We start from the raw sequence: 25,800 nt of genomic DNA, 5'->3' as shown, positions 1-25,800 counted from the left end.
GGATCTTCAGGAGGCGGGATGCCCGACCATCGTTCACCCCTGCATGCCCGTGACGGCCATCCGGCTACCTATCCGCTGACCGCGGCACAGCGTGCGATTCAGTTGTTGCAGCAGTTGGCCGGTGCCACACCGGTGTCGAACGCGCTGTACGTAGAGCTCGCCGGTGAACTCGACGCCGCGCTGCTGAGCGTGTCGTTCGGGCAGGCGCTCGACGAATTCGAGGCCGGTCGCGTGCGGGTGATCGAGGTGGACGGACAGCTGCGGCAGGTGGTGGACGAAACCGCCGACAGCCCGGTGCGGACCCTGGATTACACGTCGGCGCCCGATCCTGTTGCCGCGGCGCTGGATTGGATGCACGGCGATTACCGCGCACCCATCGACCTGCGGCACGGCCCGGTGGTGCTCGGCGCGATAGTGCGGGTCGGCGAGCGGCGGTGGTTCTGGTACCTGCGTTCCCATCACATCGTGTTGGACGGTATCGCCGCGCTGAACATCCTCACGCGCAGTGCACAGCTCTACACCGCTGCTCTGGCGGGCAAGGAGCCTGGGGGACAGGCGATTCGATCGCTGGGCGAAATCGTCGCCGCCGACGAGCAGTATCGCGCCTCGCAACGGTTCGACGACGATCGGGTGTTCTGGTCGAAGTATGTGGCAGAGCTCCCCGAGCCGGTAACCCTGACCGATCGGGTCGCCCTCGCCGAAGAGCACCCGCTCTCGGTCAGCGCTCTGCTGTCCACCGAAACCGACAACGCGCTCCGTACCGCCGTCGCGACGCGATCGGTCGGACCGTCGGTGTTCCTGCTCGCCGCGTTCGGTTTGTACCTCGCGCGCATGACCGGTTCCGACGATGTGGTGCTGAGTTTGCCGGTGTCCGCACGGGTCACGGCATCCATGGGGCGCTCCGGCGGGATGACCGCCAACATTGTGCCGTTCCGGATCACCGTCACACCCGACCGCACCATCGGGTCACTGCTCGCGGAGACTCAGCGCACGCTGATGGATGTCCTTCGCGGGCAACGTTATCGGCACGAGGACATGCTCAAGGACTCGGAATCGGTTGCTGCCCGACACCTTCCGCAGGCAGCCGGTCCGATGGTCGACCTGATGATCCTCGATACGAAGATCGTCCTCGGCGACATCACCGGCCAGTTACAGGTGCTGACCCCGGGATTGGTTCCCGACCTTTCGGTGAACGTCTACCCGGCCGTCGGTGGCGAAAGCACCCGGGTCGACTTCTTCGCCAACCCGAGCGTCTACACGCCCGACCAGGTCGCGTACCACCACCGGCGGTTCGCGCAGTTCCTCGACAGCTTCTTGCACAGCGTGATCACGGATTCCGGGATCCCGGTGCGCTCGGTGGAATTGCTCGAGCCCGACGAGCTCCGGTTGTTGCGGGAGTCTGCTGCCGGTGGTTCGGGGCCCGCGCTGGTCACGTTGCCCGACATGCTGTCTCGGGTAGCGGCCGCGCACGCGGATCGACTCGCGGTCCGCGATGTCACGCATGCGTGGACGTACCGAGAGCTGGATGAGTGGTCGAATCGGTGTGCGCGGGCGTTGATCGACTGCGGTGCCGGGCCGGAAACCACGGTGGCGGTGGCAATTCCGCGCTCTGCGGCGTGGGTGCGTGCGGTATGGGCGGTCGCCAAGACCGGTGCCGCGTTCGTGACCGTAGATCCCGCCCATCCGGTCGAACGGAATCGGTTCATCCTCGCCGATTGTCCTGCGACGATCCTGCTGACCAGCAGCGAAACCGCATCGGACACAACGGGCTTGGACGGGCCCGGAGTTCGTGTGGTCGATATCGACCGGCTCGAACTCCGCGAGGGCAACGCCGCCCCGATCGCCGACGCGGACCGACGCGGCGCGGTACGGATCGGCAATACCGCGTACATCGTGTACACCTCGGGCTCGACGGGCACACCGAAAGGTGTCGCCGTCACCCATGCCGGACTGTTCGGAGTCTCGGACACCCTCGGTCGGCAGTATCAACTCGACAGCGACTCTCGCGTATTGGCCGTCGCTGCCCGCACTTTCGACGCGGCGGTGTTCGAGTTGTTGTCGGTGGTACCGGTCGGGGCGGCGCTGATCGTCGCGCCGAGTGATGCTTTCGCCGGTGCGCCGCTGACGGAGTTGATGCGCGCCGAAGGTGTGACACACGCGTGTTTGACTCCCGCCGTCGCGGCCACGCTCGATGCGCGGCAACTTGACGATTTGCGAGTGCTCATGGTGGCGGGCGAAGCGTGTCCGCCTGCGCTGGTGCAGCAATGGTCCGGTAGCGACGCCGCCGGTGTTCGCCTGCTGTACAACCTGTACGGGCCGAGCGAGACCACGATCTGGGTCACCAGCGCGGCGTTGCGTCCAGGGGACGCCGTGTCGCTCGGTACGCCGATACCCGGAGTCCGGCTGGCGGTGCTGGATTCGTGGCTGCGGCCGACGCCACCCGGTGTCGCGGGCGAGTTGTATGTGGCCGGTCCCGGTGTGGCCCGCGGATACCTCGGCCGGGTGGGGTTGAGCGCGGCCTCGTTCGTGGCCGACCCGGACGGTCCGGCCGGTGCGCGGATGTACCGCACCGGCGACATGGTGCGCTGGGAGCTCCGTGATGCCGACGACGCGACGCTGAGCTTCGTCGGCCGCGCCGATTCGCAGATCAAGATTCGTGGTCAGCGCCTCGAGCTCGGCGAGATCGAAGCCGCGCTGACCGGCCTGGACGAGGTGCAGCATGCCGTCGTCACCACGTTCGGCGGACATGCTGACGAGGCAGGCGCGGCATGGGTGGCGGCCTATCTCACCGCCACACCGGGTCATGCCGTCGATGCGGCCGCGGTCCGGCAGGCGGTCGCGCGCCGACTGCCGTCGTACATGGTCCCCGAAACCATCACGGTGCTCGACGAATTGCCGATGACCTCGAGCGGCAAGCTGGATCGCCGCGCCTTGCCGACACCGCGGCGAGTGGCCGCGACGTACCGAGCCGCATCGTCACCGTTCGAAGAGATTGCCGCCGCCGCCTTCGCCGAGGCGCTCGGGGTGGACCGCGTCGGTGTCGACGACGACTTCTTCGCGCGCGGTGGGCATTCCATCTCGGCGACCCGGGTGGCGGCGCGATTGGCCGAGGTGACCGGCCGCGCGGTCGGCGTCCGTGACATCTTCGACGCCCCCACTGCCGCCGGAGTGGCTCGGGTGCTCACCGAACGCGAGACCGGTCCGGAGCGGTCGAAGCTGATCGTCCGCGCGCGGCCCGCGCGAATTCCGTTGTCGTTCGCGCAGTTACGCATGTGGTTCATCAATCGGTTCGAGCCCGAATCGCCGACCTACAACATCCCGCTGGTATTCCGGCTGGCCGGATCGCTGGATACCGAGGCGTTGACCGCAGCGCTCGGTGCGGTGGTCGCGCGCCATGAAGCGCTGCGGACCCGCTATCCCGAGCTGGACGGGGTGCCGCATCAGGAGGTTGTGCCGAGCGCGGCGGCCGCTCCGGTGCTCGAGCTGACTGTCGTCGAACCGGCGCAGTTGAATGCGGCGGTGGCGGAACGGGTCCGGCGCGGATTCGACCTGCTGGTGGATATGCCGCTGCGGGCCACCGTGTTGCGGTGCGGTCAGTTCGAGCACGTCCTGGTGTTGGTCGTGCATCACATCGCCGCGGACGGCTGGTCGATGGCGCCGTTGCTGCGGGATCTGTCGACGGCCTATGCGGCACTGCGAGTGGGGCGGGAGCCGGGCTGGGGTCCGCTGCCGGTGCAGTACCCGGATTACGCACTGTGGCAGCGTGAACTGCTGGATTCGGAGTCCGCCGCCGAGAGTGCGCTCGCGGCTCAATATCGTTACTGGGAAGGGGAATTGGCCGATGCGCCGCAACCGATAGCGCTGCCGACCGATCGGCCGCGCCCACCGGTGGTGAGCAACCGCGGTGACGTCGTCGAATTCACGGTGGACGCGCCGCTGCGGGAGGCGGTGTATCGGCTCGCCCGTGAGCGCCGGGTCAGCGCATCGATGGTATTGCAGGCGGCGGTCGCGGTGCTGATGTCCCGGCTGGGCGCCGGTGCGGATGTCTCGATCGGCGGTCCGGTCGCCGGGCGTAGCGATGAGGCACTGCGGGAGTTGGTCGGGTTCTTCGTCAATACGTGGGTGTTGCGGGTGGATCTGTCCGGTAACCCCCGTTTCGATGAGGTGCTCGACCAGGTCCGCCGAAAGGCTTTGACCGCCTACGAGAATCAGGACGCGCCGTTCGAGCGGCTGGTGGAACTGATCAATCCGGCCAGGTCGACGGCCTACAATCCGTTGTTCCAGGTGTCACTCGAATTGCAGAACGATGGCCTGCCCGCACTCGAGCTGCCCGAACTGGCTGCGGAATTCCTGCCCTTCTCGACCGGTAGTGCCAAGGTCGATCTGCATTTCGACCTGCTCGAAATCCCGAGCAGCGCAGAGACTCCCGCGGTGCTGGTCGGCCGGATCGAATACGCCACCGACCTGTTCGACCGAAACACCGTGTCCAGCATCGCTGATCGCTATCTCCGTGTGTTGCGCGCAGTGAGCGCCGATCCGGCGGAAGCGATTGCCGATATCGGCCTCCTGGCCGACACGGAACGCAAGCAGCTGCTGACGCAGGGGGACTCGCGGTTCGAGACCACGGTGTCGGATACGACGATCGGGGCAGTGTTCCGCGAGCGCGTCGATTCGGCGCCGAACGCGGTTGCGCTGCGGTTCGGTGACGAAGAGCTGACCTACGCGGAATTAGCTGTGCGCGTTGATGGTTTGGTGCGGGTGTTGGTGGGTCGCGGCGTTGGTCGGGGTTCGGTGGTGGCGGTGGCGTTGCCGCGGTCGGTCGATTTGGTGACTGCGGTGTTGGCGGTGGTGGTAGCCGGTGGTGCGTATCTGCCTATCGATCCGGACTATCCGAGTGGGCGTATCGAGTTCATTCTTGGTGATGCTGACCCGTTGTTGGTCTTGACGACGGTTGCTGTGGGTGCGGGCTTGCCGTTGGGTGAGCGGCCGTCGCTGTGTCTGGATGATGAGTTGTCCGGTGGCGGTGAGTCATTCGGTTTGCCCGTGTTGTCGCCTGATGATGCGGCGTATGTGATCTATACGTCGGGTTCGACGGGGCGTCCGAAGGGTTTGGTGGTCGAGCACCGCGGTGTGGTGAACATGGCGGTGTATGGGTGGCCTGGTGGGCCGGGCACGCGGGTGTTGTTGCATTCGTCGATGGCGTTCGATGCGTCGGCGTATGAGTTGTGGCCTGCTTTGCTGGCGGGATCGACGATCGTCATCGCACCGCCTGGCCGATCGGACATCGCGGAGCTGAGCCGGACCATATCTCGGCATCAAGTGACGGCGTTGTACGTGACAACCCCGTTGTTCGAGATACTGGCGAGCTCAGGGCCTGAGCTGAAACTGGATTCGGTACATCGAGTGGTCACTGCCGGTGACGCGTTGCGATCCGTCGCGGTCGCCCGCTTCCACTACCGGTGGCCGGGCATCAGTGTGGTCAATGCCTATGGGCCGACCGAGAATACGGTGTGCGTATCGACCTATGAGATCCCCGACTCGCCGGAGTGGGCGAGCGGGGGCAGCGTGCCGATCGGCACCTCGGTCGGGAACATGCGCGTATTCGTGCTGGATTCGCGGTTGCAGCCGGTGCCGGTGGGTGTGGCGGGCGAGTTGTATGTGGCCGGAGTGCAACTGGCGCGTGGGTATCGGAATCGACCGGGCCTGACCGCGGAACGGTTCTCCGCGTGTCCGTTCGGCGCCGGTGCGCGCATGTACCGGACCGGTGACGTGGTGCGGTGGACGCGCGCTGGTGTGCTGGAATTCGTCACTCGCGCCGATGAGCAGGTCAAGGTACGCGGGTATCGGATCGAGCCGGGCGAGGTCGAGTCCGTGTTGACCGCACACCCGGTGGTTTCGCAGTCGGTGGTGATCGCGCGTGAGATCGGTTCCGCGACAGCGGATGCGGTGAGCGTGGTGGACAAGCGGTTGATCGGGTACGTCGTGCTCGATCGCGCGGATGCGGTGCGCGAAGAAACCGTTCTCGCCGACGAGATCCGACGCTTCGCCGCAGATCGGCTGCCGGAGTATATGGTCCCGTCGGCAATCGTCGTACTCGGCACCCTGCCATTGACGCCCAACGGAAAGGCGGATCGACGCGCGCTGCCCGCGCCGACCTTCGCCGTGGCGGACTCTCGCGCCGTGCTGACGCCGGTCGAGGAGATCGTCGTCACCGTGTTCGCCGAGGTGCTCGGTATGGATCGAGTCGGGGTCGACGCCGATTTCTTTGCGCTGGGCGGGCATTCGTTGTCGGCGATGCGGGTGGCCTCGCGGATGACCGCGGTGCTGGGTATCGAGGTGGGCGTGCGCGATGTGTTCGAGGCCCCCACGCCCGCTCGGCTCGCACAGGTACTCGCCGAACGCGGAGCCGACTGTGAGCCGGCCCGGCCGGAGTTGACGGTTCGCGAGCGGCCCGAGCGGATGCCGTTGTCGTTTGCCCAGTCTCGACTGTGGTTCATCAACCGATTCGAGCTGGACTCACCGGCCTACAACATTCCGATGGTGCTGCGCTTGCGCGGGCCGTTGGATCGGGACGCATTGTCCGCGGCATTGACGGATGTGGTGGCGCGACACGAGAGCCTGCGCACCGTGTTTCCAGATGCGGACGGGGTGCCGTTCCAGCTGGTCCTGCCAGTCGATCAGGCCGCGACAACGATCGAGACTAGTGCAGCCGCCCTCGGTGAACTCGAGCAGACCCTGACGGGTCTCGTGCGGCGCGGATTCGACGTGTCGACCGAGATGCCTTTGCGGGTTACCTTGTTGCGCAACGGTTTCGACGACCACACCGTGGTGCTGGTGTTGCACCACATCGCCGCGGACGGTTGGTCGATAGCGCCGTTCGTGCGAGACCTGTCGGCCGCGTACACCGCGCGTCGGCAGGGACAGCCACCGCAGTGGGCGCCATTGCCGGTGCAGTATGCGGACTTCACACTGTGGCAGCGTGCGACCTTGGGTGCGGAGTCCGATCCGGACAGCATGCTGGCAACCCAATTCCGTTATTGGGCAAGCGAACTGGCGGACGCACCGCAGCCGATAACACTGCCGACGGACCGCCCCCGCCCGCCGACCGCCAGTAATCGCGGCGACGTCATCGAGTTCGCCTTCGAGCCCGCGCTGTGCGAGGCGCTGTATCGGCTCGCCCATGAACGCCAGGTGACGGTGTCGATGCTGTTGCAGTCGACGCTCGCGGTGCTGTTGTCCCAGGTCGGTGCGGGCGAGGACATCAGCATCGGTGGTCCGGTGGCCGGGCGTACCCAGGAGGCGACGCACGATCTGATCGGCTTCTTCGTCAACACCTGGGTGTTGCGGGTGGATCTGTCCGGTAACCCTCGCTTCGAGCAGGTGCTCGACCAGGTCCGCCGAAAGGCCTTGACCGCCTACGAGAATCAAGACGCGCCCTTCGAGCGGCTGGTCGAACTGCTGCAACCGACGCGTTCTCCGGCGTACCACTCGCTGTTCCAGGTGTCGTTTGCGTTGCAGAACAACCTGTTACCCGATCTGCACCTGCCGGAACTGGAGGTCGAGATCGTTCCGGCGATCACCGGCACCGCCAAGTTCGACCTGCACGTCGATGTGGTCGAACGGGTGAATCCGGCTGACAACGCCCCCGTGCTGTCGGGCCGGATCGAATACGCCACCGATCTGTTCGATCGCGCCACCGTGACGGACCTCGCCGCTCGTTATCTGCGGCTGCTGGACATCGTCACCACGGACCCTGGAATGCCGATCGGCCGGATAGATGTTCTCGCGCCCGAGGAACGCGACCGGTTGCTGCGGATCTGGAACGACACCGCGGCACCGTTGCCGGAGGCGAACTCGCTTGCGCACCTGTTCGATCGACAGGTAGCGGCCACGCCGGACGCAGTTGCGGTCGCGTACCCGGACGGCGACATCACGTATCGCGAATTAGCTTCGCGGGTAGACGTTTTGGCGCAGGAGCTGGTGAGTCGGGGCGTTCGTCGCGGCTCGGTGGTGGCGGTGGCGCTGCCGCGGTCGGTGGATTTGGTGACTGCGGTGTTGGCAGTTGTGGCGGCCGGTGGTGCGTATCTGCCTATCGATCCGGAGTACCCGAGTGGCCGTATCGAGTTCATTCTCGGTGATGCCGATCCGTTGTTGGTGTTGACGACGGTTGATGTCGGGGCGGGTTTGCCGTTGGGTGAGCGGGCGTCGCTGTGTCTGGATGTGGCGGATCTTGGTGGTGATGTGGTTGGTCTGCCGGTGTTGTCGTCGGCTGATGCGGCGTATGTGATCTATACGTCAGGCTCGACGGGGCGTCCGAAGGGTGTGGTGGTCGAGCACCGTGGCGTGATGAACATGGCGATGTTCGGCTGGCCGGGTAAGCCGGGCGAACGGGTGTTGTTGCATTCGTCGATGGCGTTCGATGCGTCGGCGTACGAGCTGTGGCCCGCCTTGCTGGCGGGGTCGACGATCGTCATCGCACCGCCCGATCGGCTCGACCTTTCCGCCCTGATGCGCACGGTATCCCGTCACCGCGTCACGACAATGTTCGTGGCCACCGCGCTGTTCGAGACGCTCGCGACCGCGGGGCCCGAACTCGAGGCTGCTCCGGTGCGTCAGGTCGTCACCGGCGGCGACGCCTTGAGTCCGGCCGCAGTGGCGCGATTCCGGGATCGCTGGCCGGGCGTCGATATCGCGAATGCCTATGGGCCGACCGAGAACACGGTATGTGTGTCGACCCATGAGATCCGCGCTTCGCAACGGTGGGCGACCGATGAACGAGTACCGATCGGTGCTCCGGTAGCGAATGTACGTGTGTACATTCTGGATTCGCGGTTGCGGCCGGTGCCGGTGGGCGTGGCAGGCGAATTGTATGTCGCCGGAATGCAATTGGCGCGCGGCTATGCGGGGCGGCTCGGCTTGACCGCGCAGCGGTTCGTGGCCTGCCCGTTCGGTGCTGCCGAGCGGATGTACCGGACCGGCGACGTGGTCCGGTGGACCCGCGGCGGGGTGCTCGAATTCGCGGGCCGGGCCGACGACCAGGTCAAGGTGCGCGGGTATCGGATCGAGCCCGGCGAGGTCGAGGCCGCATTGGCGGCGCATCCGGCGGTATCGCGCGCGATTGTCGTCGCCCGCGCCATCGCAGCCGCCGACTCAGACGCTGTCGTCGACAAGCAGCTGGTCGCCTACGTTGTGCGCGATCGCGAAACGACAGTCGGCGACGACAGCGACCGGGCGGCCGATCTGGTCGGTCATTGGCGACAGGTCTACGACAACCTGTACGCGGGCAAGGAAAGCTACCTCGGCAACGGCCGTGAATTCGCCGAGCCGATGGCGTTGGACGCCGATTTCGGCGGCTGGAACAGTAGTTACTCCGGCGAGCCGATTCCGGTGGCGCAGATGCGGGAGTGGCGGGACGCGGTCGTGGACCGGGTGCTCGAGTTGCGGCCCGCGCGGGTGCTGGAAATCGGTGTCGGATCGGGATTGTTGATGTCGCGACTGGCACCGCAGTGCGACGAGTACTGGTGCACCGACTTCTCCGCAGCGACCATCGGGAATCTCCGATCACGGCTGCACGAATCGGCGGTGGACTGGGCGGATCGGGTGCGTTTGCGCGTGCAGGCCGCCGACGATGTCACAGACCTGCCGGTCGACCGATTCGATGTCGTGGTGCTGAACTCGGTGGCACAGTACTTCCCTAATGCCGCCTACCTGATCGACGTGATCGACAAGGCAATGGGTTTGTTGCTGCCCGGTGGCGCGTTCTTCGTCGGCGATATCCGCAACCTGACGCTGCTGCGGGAATTCGCCACCGGCACACAGCTGGCCGGTGGCGGGGACGATGACACGGTGGCGGCGGTACGGGAGCGAGCACGCCGCGCATTGACGGCCGAGCAGGAATTGCTGGTCGCCCCCGAGTTCTTTATCGCCTTGCGGGACAAAGTCTCCGGCGTGGCCGCGGTGGATATCGAGTTGAAGTACGCGCCGGTCGACAATGAGCTGACGCGGTACCGCTACGACGTGGTTCTGCACAAGGCCCCGGCGCGGGTTCAGTCGCTTGCTGGACTGCCGCAGCGTGACTGGGCCGAATTCGGTGACCTGCCAGGGCTGCGTGCTCAGTTGGTCACCGAACGGCCCGATAGCCTGCGAATCATCGGAATACCGCAGGCCGGAACCGTTCTGGACGTGGCGGCGACTCGAACCGTGGACGCCGCGGCCGAGCACGCGCGGGTGGCGGATCTCGATCTGGCCAACCAGACCACCGCGGTGCTGCCACACGAGATCCGATCGCTCGGAACGGAATTGGGCTTCACGGTCGCCGTCAGCTGGTCGCCGGTGGCGGGCCGGATGGACGCGGTCCTCGTTCGTGACGCCGACGAGACGATGGTATTCGACGACATCTATCTGAGTACGGGGCCGCTGGATTCGCTGGCCACCTACGTGAACGATCCCGGCATCGCCGACCTGGTCGCCGAGATCCGGGAATTCGCGGCAGATCGATTGCCGGAGTTCATGATTCCGGCGGCCATCGTCATCCTCGACGAGCTGCCGCTGATGCCCAACGGCAAGGTCGACCGTCGCGCCTTGCCCGCCCCGCAGCTGATCACCTCGACCTATCGGGCTCCTTCGACACCGCTGGAAGAGATCGTCGTCGCGGTATTCGCGGAGGTACTGGGCGCCGACCGGGTCGGCGCCGACGACGACTTCTTCGCGCTGGGCGGGCATTCATTGTCCGCGACGCGGGTGGCGTCCCGCGTGGCGACGGCTACCGGTCTGACGGTCGAAGTACGCGACGTGTTCGACGCACCGACTGCTGCCCGACTGGCCGGCGTTTTGGCAGTGCGGTCCACCGAGACCGTGGAACAGCCGAACGTGGCGTTGGCACCGCGGGATCGGCCGGACCGAATCCCGTTGTCGTTCGCGCAGTCTCGCATGTGGTTCATCAACCGATTCGAGCCGGGCTCACCCGCGTACAACATTGCCATGGTGCTGCGGTTGCGTGGGCACCTGGATGCGGCGGCGTTGTCCGCCGCGATCGGTGATCTCGCGGCTCGGCACGAGAGCTTGCGCACGGTGTTTCCCGACGAGAAGGGGATACCGTGCCAGCGGATTCTGCCTGTCGCGGATATCGCGCTGGAGACTGCCGATTCGATCGAGCTGACGCATCAGGTTACGAGTATCGTGCGGCAGGGTTTCGATGTGTCCGCGCGGCCGCCGTGGCGAGTCACGCTGCTGCGCAGCGGATCCGATGACCATCTGCTGGTTGTGGTGCTCCATCATATTGTCGCCGACGGATGGTCGATAGCGCCGATGGTGCGTGATCTGTCGCTGGCGTACACCGCGCGTCGGGCGGGTCTGGTGCCGAAGTGGGCGCCGTTGCCGGTGCAGTACGCCGATTACACGTTGTGGCAGCGCGAGGTGCTCGGCGTGGAGTCCGATCCGGAGAGCGTGGCCACGCGTCAACTCGCTTATTGGACAACGCATTTGGCGGGGCTTCCGGACCGATTGGAGCTGCCTGCCGATCGGCCGCGGCCGATGGAAGCGTCGCAGCGTGGTGGTACGTATACGTTCACGCTGGATGCCGTGTCGGTGGCCGGGTTGGGCGCGGTGGCGCGAACCCATCAGGTGACAGTGTTCATGGTGCTGCACGCGGCGTTGGCGCTGTTGTTGTCGCGGTTGTCGGGCAGCGCCGATGTCGCGGTGGGCACACCGATCGCGGGGCGCGGTGCGTCGGCGTTGGACGGCCTGGTCGGCATGTTCGTCAACACGCTGGTCCTGCGTACCTGGGTCGACGCGGCCGGTTCGTTCACCGACCTGCTCGACCAGTGCCGTCGGGTGGACCTGGACGCGTTCGCACATGCGGACATTCCCTTCGAACGCGTCGTCGAGGCCATCGACCCACCCCGCAGCCAGGCCTACCATCCGTTGTTCCAGGTGCTGCTGGCCTTCCAGAACCTCGATCTGGACCCGACCCTGGCGCAGCTGCCCGGGCTAGAGGTCGAGCCGCTGCAGAGCCTCGATATCGGGGTCGAACGATTCGATCTCACCATCACTGTCGCCGACCTCCAGGGCAGCACCACCGCCGATAGTGGGGTGCCGATCACCATCAGCTTCGCGCTCGACCTGTTCGATCGGTCGACGATTGCCGCGTTCGCTGACCGCCTGCAGCGCACGGTGCGTGCGGTGGTGGTCGATCCGACGATCGGCCTGCGTGGTCTGGACCTGCTCGCGCCGGACGAGCGAATGTTGCTGCGCCATTGGGGCGATGGCGGCACCGGTCCGGAGCCGCTCGGATTGGCCGAGATGCTCGCGTGCGCCGCGGTGGAGTTCGCGGCCCGGCCCGCAGTCGTGGACGCGGGGCGAACGTGGACGTATCGGGATCTCGATGAGTGGTCGAACCGGTGTGCGCGGGCGCTGATCGACCAAGGTTCCGGTCCGGAAACCGTTGTGGCGATTGCCATTCCTCGGTCGGTGGCTTGGATGCGAGCGGTGTGGGCGGTCGCCAAGACCGGAGCCGCATTCGTCTCCATCGATCCGGCGCAACCGCAGGAGCGCAATCGGCTCATCCTCGCCGATTGCGCGGCAACTGTACTGCTCACCGCCGGAGCAGCAACCGGGGAAGTACCCGGGATTGTCGTGGTCGATCTGGACGGGTTCGACCTGTCCGCATGGAATGCTGCGCCGATCGGCGATGGCGACCGGCTCGGCTCGATGCGGCCGGACAACACCGCTTACGTCGTCTACACCTCAGGGTCGACGGGCACACCGAAAGGTGTTGCCGTCACCCATGCCGGGCTCTCCGCGGTCGCTACGGCTCAGCATCGCGACCTTGGGACGAACGCCGAGTCGCGGGTATTGGCTGTCGCCGCACGCACTTTCGATGCGGCGATCTTCGAGCTGCTGCTCGCCGTACGGGTCGGCGCCGCGCTGATCATCGCTCCCGGCGACGTTTTCGCCGGGCCGCTGTTGACCGAGCTGATGCGCGCCGAGGGTGTGACACATGCGTGTTTAACTCCAGCCGTCGCGGCTTCGCTCGATGCGCGGCAACTCGATGGTCTGCAAGTCCTCATGGTGGCGGGCGAAGTGTGTCCGCCTGCGCTGGTGCAGCAATGGTCGGGTAGTGACAGGACGGTACACAACCTGTACGGGCCCAGCGAGGCCACGATCTGGGTGACCGGCGCGGAATCGGTTGCCGGTGCGCCGGTTTCGATAGGTGGCCCGATTCCCGGTATCCGTTCGATGGTCCTGGATGCCTGGCTGAACGTGGTGCCACCGGGCGTGGTCGGCGAGCTGTACGTAGCCGGTCCCGGCGTGGCCCGCGGCTATCTCAATCGTGTCGGCACGACCTCGGCGGCCTTCGTGGCCGATCCGTTCGGGCCTGCGGGGTCCCGCATGTACCGCACCGGCGATCTGGTGCGCTGGCTGCCGGATGGCGTCGAGGGCGGGGCATTGATCGTCGTCGGCCGCGCCGATTCCCAGATCAAGATTCGCGGCCAACGCCTGGAACTCGGCGAAATCGAAACCGTACTGGCCGAACTCGACGACGTACGTCGCGCTGTCGTCACGCATGTCACCGACGGTGCGACCGCACGGCTGGCCGCGTACGTCACCTTGGCAGCGGGCCAGCTCGCTGATCCGGTCGCCATCCGGCAGGCCGCGGCGCGGCGACTGCCGTCGTACATGGTCCCCGACACCGTCACCGTCCTCGACGAGTTGCCGCTGACCTCGAGCGGGAAAGTGGACCGGCGAGCGCTGCCGGAACCGGAGTGGGCGACCGCTACGTACCGGGCGCCCGCCACCGCCACCGAAGAGATCGTGGCCGCGGTATTCGCGCAGGTCCTCGGACTCGACCAGGTGGGAGCCGACGACGACTTCTTCGCCCTGGGTGGCGACAGCATCGTGTCGATTCAGTTGGTAGCGCGAGCGCGGGACCGCGGTGTGGTGTTCACGCCGCGGCAGGTCTTCGAGGCGCGGACGGTCGCCGCATTGGCGCGGGTGGCCGAATCGGTCGAGCAGACAACGATTCTGGCGGAGTTGCCCGGTGGCGGCGTCGGTACGTTGCCGCTGACCCCGATCGCCCGGTGGATGGTCGAGCAGGGCGAGTTCGGGCGGCTGAATCAGACCCTGGTGCTCACGGCGCCGGTCGGTTTGGATCGGACCGGTTTGACGGCGATCGTGACCGCGCTGATCGACCGGCACGACATGCTGCGAGCCCGGCTGTGGCACGACGGCCGAGACTGGCAGCTCGAGACGCGGCCGAGTGGGACGGTAGACGTCGAGTCGCTGGTGCATCCGGTCGTGATCGCCCCGGATATCGATCCGGAGCGCCGCCATCGTCTCGTGACGGCGGAGGTCGATGCGGCGCTGAATCGGCTGGATCCGGCCAACGGTGTTGTATTGCAGGTGCTTTGGTTCTCTCCTGCCGACGCGTCACAGGCCGGTCAGCTGATCATCGTCGCGCATCACCTTGTGGTGGACGGTGTTTCGTGGCGCATCATGCTGCCCGACCTGATGTCGGCGTGGCAGCAGTACCGTGCCGGTGGTGTCGTATCGATGCCGCCGGTGGGGACGTCGATGCGGCGTTGGGCCCACGGCATGGTCGAAGCGGCCGAGTCGCCGCAGCGGGTGGCGGAACTGCCGCTGTGGCAACGGATCGTCGACGGGCCGGACCCGCTGCTCGGCTCGCGGGCAGCGGACCCCGCTCGCGATGTCGCAGGCGCGATACATCTTCGGCGAGTGCAGGTTTCGCCGGAGATCACCGAGGCCCTGCTGACACGGGTGCCCGCGGCTTTCCACGGCGACGTACAGGACGTGCTGGTGGCCGCGCTGGCCTTGGCCGTGATGCGCTGGCGGGCCGGTCGGGGAGTGTCGGAGTCGTCGACGCTATTGCGGCTGGAGGGCCACGGGCGCGAAGAACAGGTCGTCCCGGGTACGGACCTGACCACGACGGTCGGTTGGTTCACGACTGTCTATCCGGTCCGGATCCATTTGGCGGGAATCGATCTCGACGAGGCCTACACCGGTGGTCCGGCCATCGAGCCAGTGGTCAAGAGCACGAAGGAGCACCTGCGCGCGATCCCGGACCACGGCATCGGCTACGGACTGCTGCGCTACCTCAACCCGGAGACCGCGCGGGCCTTGCCTGCCGGGCTGCCCGCGCAGATCGCCTTCAACTACCTCGGCCAACTGTCGCCGAGCCGATCATCCAGCGGGACAACCACATCCGAGTTCGCCGCCACCGACGCACTCGGCGCGCCGATCGCCGACGAGGACCTGCATGTCCTGGCGACAGCGGTCGTCGATATCACCGCGGTCGTCACCGATGGGCGCTTGTCGGCCACCTTCGGCTACCTCGAAGCCGTGCTCGACGCGGCGGAGGTCGACGAGTTGGCCCAGTTGTGGGTCGACGCGCTGCATTCCGTCGTCGCTCGGCTGCGCCAGCCGCACGCCGGTGGGCACACGCCCTCCGACTTCCCGTTGGTGCGGGCGACACAAGCCGACATCACGACATGGGAGGCGCGCTACCCGAGCCTGGTCGACGTATGGCCGTTGTCGCCGCTGCAGACCGGTCTGCTGTTCCACGCCCGGCTGGCCGAGTCGATGGTGGACGTATACGCGGTGCAGCTCGCGATCACGCTCTCCGGAGCGGTAGACGCTGAACGACTGCGCCACGCGGCCGAGGCGCTGCTGGAGCGGTATCCGAACCTGCGGGTGGCGTTCAGTGCAAACGCCGAGGGCGACGGCGTGCAGATCGTCGCCGGTGACGTGGTGGTCCCGTGGCGCGAGGTCGACCTGCGCGCGGAGCCCGAATCCGCGCTGGCGGAGGTGCTGGAGCGGGACAAGGCCGAGCCGTTCGACATCGAAACGGCGCCGCTGATGCGCTTCACCCTGATCGCGGTGTCCGAGGATCGGTTCACGCTGTTGCTGTCCTACCACCACGTGCTGTTCGACGGTTGGTCGATGCCTTCGCTGTTGCAGACTCTGCTGGCGGAGTATGCGGCGCCGAACAGCACGGCCTTCGCCGAGCCGGCCGGTTCGTATCGGTCCTACCTCGACTGGCTGGGCCGACAGGATCCGGAAGCCTCGCTGCGAGTGTGGCGACACGCGCTCGACGGTGCCGAGGCGACGCTGTTGGCGCCGCACGCCGCGTCTCCGGAACCGACGGCGCGAATGAGCTCTGTCGCAGTGGATCTCGACCACGGGCGCACCGAGCGGTTGCTCGCTGCGGCATCGTCCGCCGGGGTCACGGCGAACACCATGTTCCAGGTGGCGTGGGCCATTGTCGTGGGGTATCTGGCCGGGCGCGACGACGTTGTATTCGGTACGACGGTGTCCGGGCGGCCTGCGGATCTGCCCGGTATCGAGTCCGCGGTCGGCCTGTTCATCAACACCATCCCGGTGCGGGTCCGCCAGTTCCCCGGCGAGCCGATCGCCGCGGTGCTGAACCGGGTGCAGGCAGAGCAGTCGGAGTTGCTGGGACATCATCACATCGGCCTGACCGATATCCATGCCGCACTGGATGTTTCGGCCATGTTCGATACGGTTCTGGTGTTCGAGTCCTATCCCGTCGACGAGGCCGCGCTCGCGGCACAGTCGGCGGCGATCGATGACATGAGTGTCGAGGATCTGCGGTCGAACGACTCCGCGCACTATCCGCTCGCGTTGGTGGTCATCAAGGGACAGCCGTTCCGGGCGCAATTGCAGTATCAGCCCAGCGTATTCGCTCATGAGTGGGTTCAGGACTGCGCCGATCGGCTTGCGCGCGTGCTGGATGCGATGACCACCGGTTCGTCGGTCATGGCGGAGTCGATCGACCTGTTGTCTGCTGCCGAGCGGGCTCTGCTGGTGCCGGTGCGGGGTCTCCCGGCACAGTCGCCGGAACTGTTGGCGGACCTGCTGGTCGCCGGAGCCTCCATCAACCCGGCCGCGCCCGCCGTGGTGTCGGGTGCGGTGACACTGAGCTTCGGTGAGCTGGACAGTTCTTCGAACCAATTGGCGCGGTTGCTGATCCACCGCGGCGTCGGGCCGGGCGATGCGGTCGCGCTGGCGATGCCCCGGGGTATCGAGTTCCTCGTCGGATTGTGGGCGGTGACCAAGGCCGGTGCGGCCTTCGTACCGATCGACCCACGCCATCCGCTGGATCGAGTAGTCGGCATGATCGCCGATTCCGAGGTGCGCCTTGCCTTGTCGGTGGCAGCCACGGTCGCCACGGTGCCGGGTACGATCGATCGGTTGATGCTCGACGAGCCGGATCTGCCTGCGCGCCTTGCGGAGTACTCCGCGACCGCAGTGACCGACGCGGTCCGGGTGCGCCCGCTCCGGCCGGGACACACCGCTTACGTGATCTATACCTCCGGGTCGACGGGCACCCCGAAGGGTGTCGTCGTCACCCATGACGGCTTGGCGAACTTCACTGCCGAGCAGCGCGAGCGCTACGGCGTGGACCCGGCCGCCCGGGTATTGGCAGTATCGGCACCGGGTTTCGATGCGGTGATGATGGAACTGCTGATGGCGCACCCGAACGGGGCCGCACTGGTGGTGTCGCCCCCGGATATCTTCGGCGGTGCATCCCTCGCGGAAATCGTTCGGCAACAGCGGGTCTCGCATGCCTTCGTGACGACGAGCGTGTTGGCGACCATGTCGCCCGCCGGACTGGATTCACTGCGGGTGCTCGTCACCGGTGGCGAGCGCGTGCCTGCGGAACTGGTGGCGGCCTGGGCGCCGGGCCGGGAACTGTACATCGCGTACGGACCGACCGAGACGGTCATCGTCACCACCATCAGCGATCCGATGGATCCCGCTGCGCCGGTGACCCTCGGCGGGCCGATCCGCGGCATCGAGGCAATCGTCCTGGACGCACTGTTGCGGCCGGTGCCGATCGGCGTGCGTGGTGAGCTGTATCTCGGCGGCATCCAGCAGGCGCGCGGCTACTCGAACCGACCGGCGCTGACCGCCGCGTCCTTCATCGCGAATCCTTTCGGCCGCAGCGGTTCCCGCCTGTATCGGACCGGCGACCTGGTCTGCTGGAACGCGCGGGGTGACTTGGAGTTCCTGGGACGCAACGACTTCCAGGTGAAGGTTCGTGGCCAGCGGGTCGAGCTGGGTGAGATCGAGGCGGTGCTCGGCGAGCAGGCGGGGGTGACCCGGGCCGTCGTGGTGCATCACCCGAAATCCGATCGGCTCATCTGCTATCTCGTCGGCGCCGATCTCGACCCGGAGCAGGTGCTGGCCGCTGCCCGGCATCGACTGCCCGCGCACATGGTGCCCGACGCGTGCTCGGTCCTGCCCGAGCTGCCGCTCACCGTCAGCGGCAAACTGGATCGCGCGGCATTGCCGGAACCGGAACAGCCCACCCGGGCCTACCGCGCGCCGTCGACGCCGACCGAGCGGATGGTGGCGGACGTGTTCGCCGAACTGCTCGGAGTCGACCAGGTCGGCGCGGACGACGACTTCTTCGCGCTGGGCGGGCACTCGCTGTCGGCGATGCGCGTGACGTCGCGGGTGTCCGCGCTCGCGGGTGTTCGGATCGGGGTGCGTGATGTGTTCGAGGCGCCGACGCCCACGCGGTTGGCGCGGGTGCTGGATGCCGGTAACGATGGTTCGGCGGAGCCCGCGTTGGTTGTTGGGGAGCGACCTGAGCGGGTGCCGCTGTCGTTCGCGCAATTGCGCATGTGGTTCATCAACCAATTCCATGGCGCATCGGCTTCGTACACCATTCCGCTGCTGTTGCGGTTGACCGGTGAGTTGGACACGGCGGCGTTGATCGCCGCGATCGGCGACGTGGTGGCCCGGCACGAGAGCCTGCGCACGGTATTCCCCGACGCGGAGGGGACGCCGTTCCAGCAGGTGCTGCCCGCCGAGCGGGCCGCGGTCACCGTCGAGATGCGGTCGGTAGATCCGGCACAGCTCGACGCTGCCGTTGCCGAGTCGGCCCGGCACGGGTTCAACCTGTCGACCGAACTTCCGCTGCGAGTTACGTTGTTGGAAAGCGGTTCCGGTGAGTACGTGCTGGCGATGGTGCTGCATCACATTGCCGCCGACGGGTGGTCGATCGCGCCGCTGGCGCGGGACCTGTCGACGGCTTACGCGGCGCGTCGGTCGGGGCGGTCCCCGCAATGGGTTCCGTTGCCGGTCCAGTACGCGGACTACACGCTGTGGCAGCGGGCAACATTGGGAGCGGAGTCCGATCCGGAATCGACGTTGACGCGTCAGCTCACCTATTGGACAACGCAATTGGCGAGCTTGCCGGATCGGTTGGAGTTGCCTGCCGATCGGCCGCGACCGATGGTCGCTTCGCAAGCCGGTGCCAGCTATTCGTTCGTGCTGGACGCCGGATTGTTTGCCAGGATAGGCGAATTGGCGAATGCGCAGGGCATGACGGTGTTCATGGTCGTCCACTCGGCGGTGGCACTGTTGCTGTCGCGGTTGTCCGGCACCGGGGACATCGCGGTCGGCACGCCGATCGCGGGGCGGGGTGCGGCGGCCTTGGACGACTTGGTCGGCATGTTCGTCAACACGTTGGTGCTGCGGACGCAGATCGACGAGGCCGGTTCGTTCACGGATCTGCTCGATCAGGTTCGACGGGTGGATCTCGATGCCTTTGCCAATGCCGACATTCCGTTCGAGCGCGTGGTGGAGGCCATCGATCTGCCCCGGACCCAGGCGCACCATCCGCTGTTCCAGGTGATGCTGGCCTTCCAGAATCTCGACCTGGATCCGGCCGCCGCGCAACTGCCGGGGATTCGGGTCACGCCGATGAACCTCGGCGCCAGTGTCGAACGATTCGACCTGTCCATCACTGTCGCCGACATCCCGGACTCGAATGGCGATATCCCGGTCAGCATCGGTTATGCCACGGAACTGTTCGATACGTCGACGGTCGCGGAGATGGCTGGACGGCTGGAGCGCATCCTGCTCGCGGTGGTGGCCGATCCCGCGGCGCGACTGTATGAGTTGGACGTGCTCGATTCGAGCGAGCGGAAGTCGTTGCGGGAGTTGGGCGATGGCGGTGCCGGACCGACTCCGATCACGCTGAACGAGATGCTGTCCCGGGTGGCCGCGGAGTTCCCGGATCAGCTGGCGGTTGTCGACGCGATGCAGCGCCTGACCTATCGGGAACTGGATCGCTGGTCGAATCGATGCGCGCGGATGCTGATCGACCAGGGCGCCGGACCGGAAACGGTAGTGGCGATTGCGCTTCCGCGCTCGGCGGCCTGGGTGCGGGCGGTATGGGCGGTCGCGAAGACCGGTGCCGCCTTCGTATCCGTCGATCCGACCCATCTGTGGGAGCGGAACCGGTTCGTCCTCACCGACGTCGCCGCGACGGTCGTGCTCGCCGATGCTGGATTATTCACCGGCACAACCGGATTGGACACGGCGGAGTTGAACGCCGCCGGAATTCCGGTGATCGATCCGGACCGGCTCGAGCCACTCGGGTACAGCGACGCACCGGTGACCGATGGCGATCGACGCGGTGCTGTGCGGTCGAGCAACACCGCCTACGTCGTCTACACGTCGGGGACGACCGGTACGCCGAAGGGTGTCGCCGTCAGCAACTCCGGGCTGGCCGCTATCGCGACCACGCAGTGCCGGCAGTTCGATCTCGGCGCAGATTCCCGCGTATTGGCTGTTGCCGCACGTACTTTCGATGCGGCCGTGTTCGAGTTGTTGGCGGTGGTTTCGGTCGGTGCGGCGTTGGTTGTCGCGGACAGTGACGCATTCGCCGGTGCGTCGTTGACCGAGTTGATCGACGCCGAGGGGGTCACACATGCGTGCTTGACCCCGGCCGTGGCGGCCACGCTGGATGCCGGGCGGCTCAATGGTTTGCGGGTGTTGATGGTCGCCGGTGAAGCGTGTCCTCCTGCGCTGGTTCGGCAATGGTCCGGCACCGACGCCGCCGGTGTTCGTCAGTTGTACAACCTGTACGGGCCGAGCGAGTCCACGATCTGGGTCACCGCGGCCGAACTGTGGGTGGGCGAATCGGTTTCGTTGGGTGGGCCGATTCCCGGAGTCCGGTTGACGGTGTTGGACGCGTGGCTGCGTCCGGTACCGGCGGGCGTGGTGGGGGAGTTGTACGCCGCTGGTCCAGGTGTGGCGCGCGGATATCTCGATCGGGCGGGGTTGACCGCCGGATCGTTTGTCGCCGATCCAGGTGGGCCTACCGGGTCGAGGATGTATCGCACGGGAGATCTGGTGCGGTGGACCGGTGAGCGTCGCAACTTGATGTTCGTCGGCCGCGCCGATCGCCAGGTCAAGATCCGGGCTCAGCGCCTCGAACTCGGTGAGATCGAAACTGCGTTGGCGCAGCTGGACGAGGTGCGTGACGCGGTGGTCATCACGCACACCGCCGACCACGAGCCAAGTGGGACAGTACGATTGGCCGCCTACGTCACCGCGGCGCCCGGGCACCTGCCCGACCCGATCACGGTCCGGCAAGCCGTCGCGCAACGGCTGCCGTCGTTCATGGTCCCCGACACCATCACCGTGCTGGCGGAACTGCCGCTGACCTCGAGCGGCAAGGTGGATCGACGCGCATTGCCCGCCCCGGAGTGGGTGGTGGTGACGTATCGGGCCGCCTCGACGCCGTTCGAGGAGATCGTGGTCTCGGTGTTCGCCGAGGTGCTGGGCGTGGGTCGGGTCGGGGTCGATGATGACTTCTTCGGACTCGGCGGGCATTCGCTGTCGGCGACACGGGTGGCGTCCCGGGTGGCCGCGATGACCGGCACCGAGGTGGGCGTGCGGGATGTGTTCGACGCGCCGACGGCGGCTCAGTTGGCCCAGGTGCTCACCGAGCGCTCGACCGGCGGCGCGGACCCGGTGTGGTCGAAGTTGGTGGTTCGCGAGCGACCCGAGTACCTGCCGTTGTCGTTCGCGCAGTGGCGGATGTGGTTCATCAATCGGATCGAACCGGACTCACCGGCCTACAACATCCCACTCGTGCTGCGGTTGACCGGCGAGTTGGATATCGCGGCGATGACCGCTGCCATCGGTGATGTGGTGGCGCGCCACGAAACCCTGCGCACGGAATTCCCGGACCGGGACGGGAGTCCGTACCAGCGGATCGTGCCGGTAGCCGAGGCCGCCGCCACGGTCGAGGTGCGGACCGTCGACGCGGCCGAAATCGAGCACTCGGTGCTGGCGCTGATGCGGCGTGGGTTCGATCTGTCGAGTGCGCCGCCGTTGCGGGTTACTTTGCTGCACAACGGTTCCGATGAGTATGTCCTCGTCCTGGTCATCCATCACATCGCGGCGGATGGTTGGTCCTTGGCGCCGTTGGCGCAGGATCTGGCGCTGGCGTACTCGGCGCGCCGGACGGGGCAGGATCCGGAGTGGGCGGGACCGTTGCCGGTGCAGTACGCGGACTACGCGCTGTGGCAGCGTGAGGTGTTGGGTGCGGAGGCCGACCCGGAGAGCGTGTCGGCGGGTCAGGCCGGGTACTGGGCCGGGCAGTTGGCGGGCTTGCCGGATCGGCTGGAGTTGCCTGCCGCCCGGACGCGTCCCGCGGTGGCCTCGCAGCGCGGTGGCACGTATTCGTTTGCGCTGGACGCGGAGACGGCGGCCGGGCTGCAGCGTGTCGCGCAGGCGCACCACGCGACCGTGTTCATGGTGATGCACGCGGCACTGGCAGTAGCGCTGTCGCGGTTGTCGGGCAGTCGCGATATCGCGGTCGGTACGCCGATCGCGGGGCGGGGCGCCGCGGCGTTGGACGGTCTGGTCGGCATGTTCGTCAACACGTTGGTGTTGCGGACCCAGGTCGATGACGGCGGCTCGTTCAGTGATCTGCTGGACGAGTGCCGTCGGGTCGATCTGGAAGCGTTCGCGCACGCCGAGATTCCGTTCGAGCGGGTAGTGGAAGTGGTCGATCCGCCACGAACCCAGGCGCATCATCCGCTGTTCCAGGTGATGCTGACGTTCCAGCACCTCGACCTCGACCCGACGGACTCGCTGTTGCCGGGGATTCGGTGCACACCAATGGATCTCGGCATCGGGGTCGAACGGTTCGATCTCACCGTGTCCGTTTCCGATACCCCGGACGCCACCGGTGGCCTGATGGTCGGGGTGAGCTATGCCCTCGATCTCTTCGATCAGGAGACGATTGCCGCGTTGACGCGGCGGTTGCAGCGAATCATCGGTGCCGTGGTGGTCGATCCCGCAGTGGGACTGCGGGATATCGATGTGCTCGATTCGAGCGAGCGAATGTTGTTGTCGGAGTGGGGTGATGGCGGTACGGGCCCGGAGCCGGTCACCTTGACCGAGATGCTGGGTCGCGCCGCCGCCGAGCACGCGGACCGGCCTGCGGTCGTCGATTCCGGGTACGAGTGGACGTATCGGGAGCTCGATGAGTGGTCGGATCGGTGTGCGCGGATACTGATCGAGTCGGGTGCCGGACCGGAAACCGTTGTAGCGGTCGCTATTCCACGATCGGCGGCGTGGGTGCGCGCGGTGTGGGCGGTCGCCAAGACCGGTGCCGCGTTCGTGTCCATCGATCCCGCCCAACCGGCCGAGCGCAATCGGTTCATCCTCACCGATTGTGCTGCGACCATCGTGCTTACCCACGATGAAAACAGCTCGCGGGCAACGGGATCCGCTGGGTCGTACGGTGCCGGAATTCGGGTGGTCGACCTGGACCGGCTCGATGTTTCCCGGTGCAGCGCCGCACCGGTCGGTGATATCGACCGGGGCGCGACGCTGCGGTCGGTCAATACCGCCTATGTCGTCTACACCTCGGGGTCGACCGGTACGCCGAAGGGGGTGGACGTCACCCATGCCGGGTTGGCCGCCGTGGCCGCGGTCCAGTGTTCGCGCTATCAGCTGAGCCATGACTCGCGCGTATTGGCCGTTGCCGCACGCACTTTCGACGCTGCGATGTTGGAGATGCTGTTGGCGGTACCGGCCGGTGCCGCATTGGTTGTCGCTCCGGACGATGTCTTCGCCGGGGAACCTTTGGCGGAGCTGATGCGCGCTGAGCGCATCACGCACGCCTTCCTGTCCCCGGCGGTCGGCCTCTCGATCGATCCCGACGGGCTCGATGACCTCCGGGTGGTACTGACCGGCTCCGAGGCCTGTCCGCCGGAGCTGGTGCGGCGGTGGTCGGGCACCGACGCGGCCGGTGTCCGCAGGCTCTACAACCTGTACGGGCCGAGTGAGTGCACGATCTGGATGACCGGTACGGCGTTGGCTGCCGGTGACCCGGTGTCGGTGGGTGGTCCGATTCCCGGAGTTCGGTTGGTAGTGCTGGATTCGTCGTTGCGGCCGGTACCGCCGGGTGCGGTCGGCGAGCTGTACGCGGCCGGTCCCGGTGTGGCGCGCGGCTATCTCAACCGGCCGGGGTTGTCTGGGACGTCGTTCGTGGCCGATCCCTTCGGGGCATCGGGGTCGCGGATGTATCGCACCGGAGATCTGGTGCGGTGGACGTCCATCGGCGGGTTGGCGTTCGTGGGCCGCGCCGATTTCCAGGTCAAGATTCGAGGTCAACGACTGGAACTCGGCGAAATCGAAGCTGCGCTGACAGGTTTGGACGAGGTGCAGCATGCGGTGGTTACCGTCCACACCTCGGGTACAGGTGCGCGCTTGGCCGCCTATGTCACCACCGCGCCATCGTGCCTCCTCGATTCGGCGGCGATCCGGCAGGCGCTCGCACAACGGCTGCCATCGTTCATGATCCCCGACACCGTGACGGTGCTGGATGCGTTGCCGCTGACCGTGCACGGGAAGGTCGATCGGCGTGCGCTGCCTGCGCCGGAATGGGTGGTCGCGACCTATCGGGCACCCTCGACGCCGCTCGAGGAGATCGTGGTCTCGGTATTCGCGGAGGTGCTGGAAGTAGACCGGGTAGGGGTCGACGACGACTTCTTCACGTTGGGCGGAACCTCGATGGTCGCCATGAAGTTGGTGTCCCGCCTTCGGGCACGCACCGGGACCGCCGTTCCTTATCGGCTGCTTTTCGCCGATTCGACACCGGCCTCACTCGCGCGGTACCTGGCGAAACCGCAGTCCGAGATGGGCGTATCGCTCGGCGTGCTGACGCCGCTGCGTTCGACCGGGCACAAGGCTCCGTTGTTCTGCGTCCATCCAGGTGGTGGCCTCGCGTGGGTATACGGCGCGCTGGCGGGCCACCTGGACCTGGATCGACCCGTATACGGTTTGCAAGATCCCTACATCGTCGAAGACGGCCCCCGGCTCGAGTCGGTGGACGCGTACGCCGAGCGTTACGTCGAGGAGATCCTGAAGTCGTTCCCCGACACCACCTTTCACCTGCTCGGCTGGTCGCTGGGTGGGAAGATCGCGCACGCCATGGCGGCGCGACTGCAACAGCTGGGGCACCCGGTCGGCCTGCTCGCCCTCGTCGATACGGGTATCGCGGAGAATCTCGAGCAGATAGCCGAACCCGATGACGCGCAGGCAAACCGGGCGTTGGCCGAGTTCCTCCGTGGCTGGCGGGACTTCCTCGGGATGACCGACGATCAACAGCCCGACGATCCGGCCGAGCTGTTCCCGCTGCTCGCGGAGCGACTCAGCAGCGAAGGCATCCTGACCCCGCAACAGGTGGAGCGGGTAACGGAGAGCTTCATGGCACCGGTGCCGCACACCCCGAGCTACTTCGACGGCGACGCCGTGCTGTTCGTCGCCAACCGCGAGTCGTATCGAGACCAGATCGCCGGAACCTGGCGTGGGCATATCACCGGCGCCGTGCACGAGATCCCGATCGACGAATGGCACACGGGCATGATGAATCCGAAAGCCGCCGGCGAAATCGGCCCGATCCTGAATACGCTGCTCCGGGACCGCGATCAGGAGATGTGA

Annotated in this window: 1 protein-coding gene; it reads left to right on the top strand. The window is 66.7% G+C overall.

From position 1 onward, the window contains the following. Positions 1-18 precede the first annotated feature (18 nt). A complete protein-coding gene (locus ACQPW1_RS28725) occupies positions 19-25,800 on the top strand; it encodes a non-ribosomal peptide synthase/polyketide synthase (protein ID WP_433654804.1) in 25,782 nt (8,593 codons plus the stop codon).

Source organism: Nocardia sp. CA-128927 (assembly GCF_050955855.1).
In the GTDB taxonomy this organism is placed as follows: domain Bacteria; phylum Actinomycetota; class Actinomycetes; order Mycobacteriales; family Mycobacteriaceae; genus Nocardia.
This window is presented reverse-complemented; position numbering and strand designations above follow the sequence as displayed.